This is a genomic window from Trichococcus sp., from assembly GCF_049589555.1.
GTDB lineage: Bacteria > Bacillota > Bacilli > Lactobacillales > Aerococcaceae > Trichococcus.
In genome coordinates this window covers 1-6,569 of record NZ_JBAWAZ010000260.1, presented here as the reverse complement: position 1 = coordinate 6,569, position 6,569 = coordinate 1, and the positions used below count along the sequence as shown (strand labels likewise).

The window sequence follows — 6,569 nt, the reverse complement described above, 5'->3', positions numbered from 1 at the left end:
GCCCCCAGCACTTCCACCTGCTGCACCCAGTCCAACGTCTTGATGTCGGTCCGTTTTTTGCCGCCGTGGGTATAGCAATACCATTCCTCTTTATCGGCTTCCCATTTCGCATCAACAGCGATGCAGATGCATTGGCTGCCGAACTTGTCGCTTGCTTCCTTGATCAGCTGCGGATTCGCCAATGCTGATGAATTCAGGCTGACTTTATCCGCTCCGGCGTTCAGCAGACGGGAAATGTCATCCGTCGACTTGATGCCGCCGCCGATTGTCATCGGAATGAACAGCTGTTGCGCCGTTTTGCGGATGACATCGATCATCAGGTTGTGCCCGGTTTCGGTTGCGGAGATGTCCAGAAAGACAAGTTCATCCGCACCCAAAGCATTGTAGCGCTTCGCCAGTTCGACCGGATCGCCGATTTCACGCAATCCCTTGAATTGGATCCCTTTTACGACGGTACCGTCCTTCACATCCAGGCAGGGTATGATCCGTTTCTTTATCATGCCAAGCCCTCCCAGAAGACATCCGTATTAGCCGCTTTGCCGACGATCGCTGCCGCCACACCCAAAGCTTCCAATTTTTTGATGTCTTCGATGTTGCGGACGCCGCCAGATGCAGTTATGGGATGGGTCGATAGTTCGACAAGCTTGCCCGTCAACTCAAAGTTCGGTCCGGCCATCTTGCCGTCTTTCGAGATATCCGTATAAATGATACCGCCCACAGCCATCGGATTCGTCGCTTCCACGACATCATAGATGGTCTGGCGGCCCGTTTCGGTCCAACCGTTCACGGCGACCAGTTCGCCTTTTGCATCCAGCCCCAAGTAGATCTTGCCGGGATATTTCGCCGTCATCTCAGCCAACCATGGCAGATCCTGCAGCCCTTTCGTCCCGACGATCACATAGCTGGCGCCTTTTTCGAAATAGTGCTTGATGGTTTCTTCGGAACGGATGCCCCCGCCGATTTCGACAGGCAATGCGCTCTGCTGCAACAGCTGCTCGATAAACGGTGTTTCTTCCGGTTTTTGGTTCAAAGCGCCCATCAAATCCACGATATGGATACGTTTCACTTGCTCATATTGCGCATAAAAAGCGATGGCTTCCTGAGGCGTACGCTGCATTTCTTCTTTCGTGCCGTAGTCCCCTTCGGTCAGACGGACACTCTTGTTGTCGATCAAGTCGATCGCCGGCCAAATCTCTATCATTTATTTCCATCCCCCTTGCAAAGCTTGGTTCAAAATTTCCAGACCGTAATCCCCGCTTTTTTCCGGGTGGAACTGGATGCCGATGACGTTATCCTTCTGGACGATAGCCACGATTTCCTGACCATAATCCGCCGTTGCCACAACATTTTCGTCGGTCACTACCTTGTAGGAATGGATGAAATAGACATCCTTGTCCAAGCCTGGTTGGCTTGAATGCAGATTGTTCCAGCCCAAATGCGGAACCGGCAAATCGCTGACGATGTATTTCACTTCGCCAGGCAAAAAGCCCAACCCATCCACATCGCCTTCTTCGCTGTGCTCGAACAGGAGTTGCATACCGAGACAGATGCCGATGAAAGGCTTCGTCTGCTCCAACTCAGTAAGGAGTTCCCGCAAACCGATCGCATCGATCCGCTCGATGGCATCCTTGAAATGGCCCACGCCAGGCAGGACAATGACGTCCGCCTTGCGCAATTCTGCTTCGTCATGCGTCAGGACCGTTTCATAGCCAAGAAAACGGATGGCGTTCGTCAAGTTCGCGATGTTCCCCAAACCATAATCAACGATTGCTATCATTCGATCACTCCTTTTGAGGAAGGCAAGCGCTGCACATCGGAATCGGCCATCGCGATGCGCAGGCTTTGCGCAAAGGCTTTGAAGATGGCTTCGATTTCATGGTGCGTATTGCCGCCGCGGATCAGATCGATATGTGCAGTGTAGCGGGCATTGATGACCAATCCATGGAAAAATTCTTCAACCAGCTCCACATCGAAGCTGCCCACTTTTTCTTTCGAAAACGCGGCATTGAAACTAAGATAAGGGCGGCCGCTGATGTCGATGACGGAACGGGCCAAGGTTTCATCCATCGGCACGTAGGCACTCCCGTAGCGATTGATGGCGCCTTTATCCTGGCCCAATTCAGCCAACAACTGCCCCAAGACGATCCCGACATCTTCGGTTGTGTGATGATCATCCACATCCGTGTCGCCGTCCACCTGCACATCCAAAACGAAGTGGCCATGGAAAGCGAAAAGATCCAACATATGGTTCAAGAAGCCCACACCTGTGTTGATGACGGAAGGTTCCAACCCTCGTTTCAAGGTGATGGCGATTTTCGTTTCTTTGGTAATGCGCTCTTTTGATACGCTCACAGCTGTTCTCTCCATTCTCTGATGATTTCGGCTAAGGCATCCAACTGTTCATCCGTGGCGATCGAGTAACGCACAGCCGTTTCGATGCACGGGATGCCTGATTTTTCATAAGTCCGCGGCTGATAGCCGTGGTCGATGATCCATTGGCCCAACGCGGGCGCCAATTCACCGTAAGTGAAGACGAAATTCGTCTCGCTAGGCAGTACGGAAAGAATATCCCCTACGCCCTCATTGAAGATTTTCTTCAGTTTGGCGGAAAGCCGGCGCTGATCAGCCATGAAGGCCCTCAGCCGTTCCGGATGCTCCAGCAAGTAGGCCGCTATGCTCAACGATAAAGTATTGAGCGGATACGGATGCGCGATGGAGTTCAACAACTGCATCGTCTTCTCAGTCGAACTGGCGATGCCGATGCGCAGACCGGCCAAGCCGTAGATTTTTGACAGGGTACGCAAAAGGATGACGTGATCCCCTACCGGACGCGCCGGCGGATTGTCCACGAAATCCATGTAAGCCTCATCCAAAATCAGATAGCCGCCGGATTCAGCCAGCAGATCCGCTGTCTTTTCGATGAAAGCGGCAGGATGCAGCCCGCCCAGCGGGTTGTTCGGTTGCGAAACGATGAAATAGGAAGGCTTTTCCTTCTCGATGACGGCGTACACTTGGTCATAGTCAAAGGAATAATCCGCTCGGCACGGCACTTTGATGATTTCGCGTTGGAATTGCGCGGCATACTCTTCGTACATCACGAAATCCGGCTCCAGCATCAGGATCGGCCCGTCCCCCAAAAGGATCGTGCACTTCTGGATCCACTCATCCGATCCGTTGGCAAAAGCGATCAGGGCTGGATCTTCGCCGTGGAAAGCGGCGTACGCTTCCGTCAGGCGGTCGATGGCATCGTCCGTATACTCCTGGAAGCGCGTCGCTACAGCTATTTCGGCAATTTCTTCATTTGTCAGTGCACGGATGGGACTTTCATTTTTGTTTATCCGGATCATTTGTCGTCCCCCATTCTGACAGCCAAGGAATCGTGGTGGGCCTGCAGCGACTCTTCTGTCGCGATCAGCATCCCGGCCGGAGCCATTTTCCGGAACGTTTCTTTCTTCAGGTTCAGGACAGAGTTCGGGCGCAGGAAGTCGTTTACGGACAAACCGTTCGCAAAGCGGGCATTGCCTCCGGTAGGCAGCACGTGGCTAGGTCCGGCAACATAATCCCCGATCGCTTCAGGCGAATATTCACCGATGAAGATCGCTCCGGCTGTTTCGATGGCATCAATGTAATCTTCTGCGTCTTTTGTCTGGATCGAGACGTGCTCGCCTGCAATCAGATTCACGACTTCGATGTTCTCTTCTTTACCGCTAGTCAAAATCGGGAAGTGATTGTGCTTCAAACTCTCCTCGATGACCTCTATGCGGCTTTGTTTCGCTTTTTGGACAAGCAGTTCGGCTTCGATGGCGGCCAATTTCTCTTCGTTGTCGCAGACAAGGAAAGTGCGGGCCAATTCATCATGCTCGGCTTGCGCCAGCAGATCGATGGCAACCCATTCGTTGTTCGCCGTTTCATCAACGACTACAACGATTTCGGATGGTCCGGCAATCGAATCGATGCCGACATCTCCGTAGACCAATTTTTTGGCCAAGGCGACATATTGGTTCCCGGGTCCGACGATTTTGTCGACGCGCGGAATGGTTTCCGTACCGTAAGCCAAGGCAGCAACGGCTTGGGCTCCGCCTACTTGGTAAACGTGGGTCACGCCGCAGATATAGCAAGCGGCCAAGGTTGCCTGATTGATGGCGGTCTTTTGCGGAGGGGTCACGACGATCGTTTCCTTTACGCCCGCTACATTAGCCAATACGGCAGTCATGAGCACTGTGGAAGGATAACTTGCTTTGCCGCCCGGCACATAAATGCCGACTTTGTTCAATGGATGGATTTTCTGGTACAGTTCCCCTGCCGGAGACTGTTGCCATTTGATGCTTTCTTGGTAGACCGTGATGTTGTCGCGGGCTTCCTCCAAAGCAGCGCGCAAGTCCGCATCCAAGGTGTCATAGGCTTCCTTGATGACGCTCCGCGGCACTTCCAATTCCGTGATGTCCGCCCCATCGAAACGTTTTGCGTATTCGAACAGAGCCGCATCGCCTTTTTCCTGGACCGTCTGGATGATTTCCATAACGGCTTGCGTCTTCGAAAAGTCGATCGTGTTTTTTGTTTTGTAAGCTTCCTTGAACGTTTTAGTTGTGTACATTATTCGTCACCTTCAATTGGTTGATTATAGTCTGGATTTCATCATATTTGGAGAAATAAGCATGCTTGTTCGAAATCAGGCGTGCGTTTATGTCATCAAGCCGGACCTGCTCGCTCAACCCATTATCATGCAGCGTTTTGCCGGATTGGACGATATCCATGATCGCGTCCGCCATATCGATGGTAGCGGCCAATTCTACGGACCCATTCAGCTTGATGATCTTCACGGGTTGCTTGATGGAATCAAAATATTGTCTGGTGAAGTTCACGTACTTCGTCGCAACTACTGGATAAATGTCTTTCTTCTCTTTGCTGGCGATGGCGAAATGGCAATAGCCGAAAGGCAGATCCATCAGATTATTGATGTTGCAATTCTGCTCGATCAGAATATCGCTTCCGGTGATGCCCAGATCCGCGATCCCTTCCTCCACATATACGGGCACATCTTCTCCTTTAACCAAAATGAAGCGGGTATCCTTCGTCTGAATGACCAATTCCCGAGAAACGGACTTCAATGCTGTCGACCATTCCGTCAGGTTGATTTCATCCAAGTATTGGATAAAATCCTTAAGCTGTCTGCCTTTTGATAGCGCGATAGTAATCATTTTTTCCCTCCGTTAATTGTTGATGGCCATTCCGAATGCTTTGGAAGAGCTTGTGTATTGACCGCCCGATGCTACGGGTTCCGTTTGGTTTTCTCCGTAAAGTTGGATAAAAATCCCTTTGTAATAAGATTGGTTCGGCAATGCCAGCATATCCGCGTAGACGTAATCCACGTTCTTGCTTTTCAGCGTCGCTTCCCATTCCGCCAGTTCATTCAAATGTCCGGTCAGTTCAGGATAGTTTTCCTTCAGATAGCCGGCCTGTTCCGTAGGTGCTTGGTCCATCAAACCGATCAGCGGATGGTCCGCACCCAAACGATGCTTCAAGGCATCCTGGTTTCTTTCACAAATGAACTTGCGGACGGAAGGATCTTCCAACTCCCGCGGGCTCAGAATTTTTTTCAGTAATTTGTTATGGCTGACTACCGCAACCGATAAGGAAAGGTCCAATTCCTTCTCCATGAATGTGATCATATCCCCCAAAACCTCGATCTGTTTCGGAATCGAGTCGGTAAATGTTTCCACACCCAATTGGTGACGCTCTTTAAGCAGCGAATAGACCGGGCCGGAATAGGCTATTTTATCGGCGCGTAAATGGTACTGCTTGCGGTATCTCACGATGGCATTCGTCCAGTCACTGCGCAGGGCGAAAAGTTTATCGCCGCTTTGCCATTTATGCCGGTTCAGCATCAGATGCAAGTCATCATGAGACAGTTGTGTCCACTCAAATTTCTCTACGACTCCCAGGTCGATCAGATCGTACCCTAAGTGGTGGAAATGATGGAGAAACCCCATCTCTCTTTGTTTCTTCGCTAGCAACGATTCATTCGTCATCATTTCGTCCAAACTGTCTCACTCCCATTTCTTTTTGATAGTCCATCTGTTATCCTTAGAATATCGTTAGAATACCATTAGACGTTGGTGTTATCATACCATAGAAAGCCACCACATTGTATCCTAAAATGATGACACTTTACGAAGGAAGGAAGATAGAAGATGCTCAGCGACAGACACGTCCATACCCCCTATTGCCTGCACGGTTCATCCGATGCTTTGGAAAATTATGTGAAGGTTGCCATCGAGGCCGGCCTCGAGTCCCTCACGTTCACGGAACACGCGCCATTACCGATGGAAGATCCGCTTCCGGACAAAGACAGCTCAATGCGTCCTGAAGACGTCGATGCCTACCTGACCGATGTCCGTTCACTTGCCAAGAAGTATCAAGGCATCATCGAAATCCACGCCGGTTTTGAATTGGATTATCTGGAAGGAAAAGAAGCGGAAACGCGCGCCTTCCTGGAGAAATACCCGGAAACGGTCCCCCACTCGATTCTGAGCGTGCATTTCGTGCAGCTCGCGCCGGATGAATACTTC

The 6,569-nt window shown here is 51.0% G+C and carries 9 protein-coding genes; 1 reads left to right on the top strand and 8 read right to left on the bottom strand.

Annotation, left to right across the window (positions count from 1 at the left end; all coding sequences use genetic code 11):
- From hisF to WBV27_RS09460, 8 genes are all read right to left on the bottom strand, one after another.
- On the bottom strand, positions 1-500 hold a 500-nt coding region (gene hisF / locus WBV27_RS09495), incomplete at its 3' end, for an imidazole glycerol phosphate synthase subunit HisF (RefSeq protein WP_424201506.1).
- A complete protein-coding gene (hisA, locus tag WBV27_RS09490) occupies positions 497-1,201 on the bottom strand; it encodes a 1-(5-phosphoribosyl)-5-((5-phosphoribosylamino)methylideneamino)imidazole-4-carboxamide isomerase (RefSeq protein ID WP_424201504.1) in 705 nt (234 codons plus the stop codon). The genes hisA and hisF, both read right to left, overlap by 4 nt.
- On the bottom strand, positions 1,202-1,777 hold the full coding sequence (hisH, locus tag WBV27_RS09485; RefSeq protein ID WP_424201502.1) for an imidazole glycerol phosphate synthase subunit HisH: 576 nt from the start codon (positions 1,775-1,777) through the stop codon (positions 1,202-1,204). It abuts the gene before it with no gap.
- Positions 1,774-2,367: an imidazoleglycerol-phosphate dehydratase HisB gene (gene hisB / locus WBV27_RS09480; protein WP_120488165.1), complete on the bottom strand. Its 594-nt coding sequence runs from the start codon at positions 2,365-2,367 to the stop codon at positions 1,774-1,776. The genes hisH and hisB overlap by 4 nt, the downstream gene beginning before the upstream one ends.
- On the bottom strand, positions 2,349-3,347 hold the full coding sequence (locus WBV27_RS09475; protein ID WP_424201500.1) for a pyridoxal phosphate-dependent aminotransferase: 999 nt from the start codon (positions 3,345-3,347) through the stop codon (positions 2,349-2,351). Before WBV27_RS09475 ends, hisB begins: the two co-directional genes overlap by 19 nt.
- On the bottom strand, positions 3,344-4,594 hold the full coding sequence (gene hisD, locus WBV27_RS09470; RefSeq protein ID WP_086629780.1) for a histidinol dehydrogenase: 1,251 nt from the start codon (positions 4,592-4,594) through the stop codon (positions 3,344-3,346). The genes WBV27_RS09475 and hisD overlap by 4 nt, the downstream gene beginning before the upstream one ends.
- Positions 4,581-5,198, bottom strand: coding sequence for an ATP phosphoribosyltransferase (gene hisG / locus WBV27_RS09465; RefSeq protein ID WP_424201497.1), 618 nt, complete (start codon positions 5,196-5,198; stop codon positions 4,581-4,583). Before hisG ends, hisD begins: the two co-directional genes overlap by 14 nt.
- A gap of 12 nt (positions 5,199-5,210) precedes the next feature.
- A complete protein-coding gene (locus WBV27_RS09460) occupies positions 5,211-6,032 on the bottom strand; it encodes an ATP phosphoribosyltransferase regulatory subunit (protein ID WP_424201508.1) in 822 nt (273 codons plus the stop codon).
- Between the two features lie 159 nt (positions 6,033-6,191).
- On the opposite strand from WBV27_RS09460, the gene hisJ reads away from it, so the two are divergent.
- Positions 6,192-6,569: histidinol-phosphatase HisJ (hisJ, locus tag WBV27_RS09455; RefSeq protein ID WP_424201495.1), on the top strand; the 378-nt coding region annotated here is incomplete at its 3' end.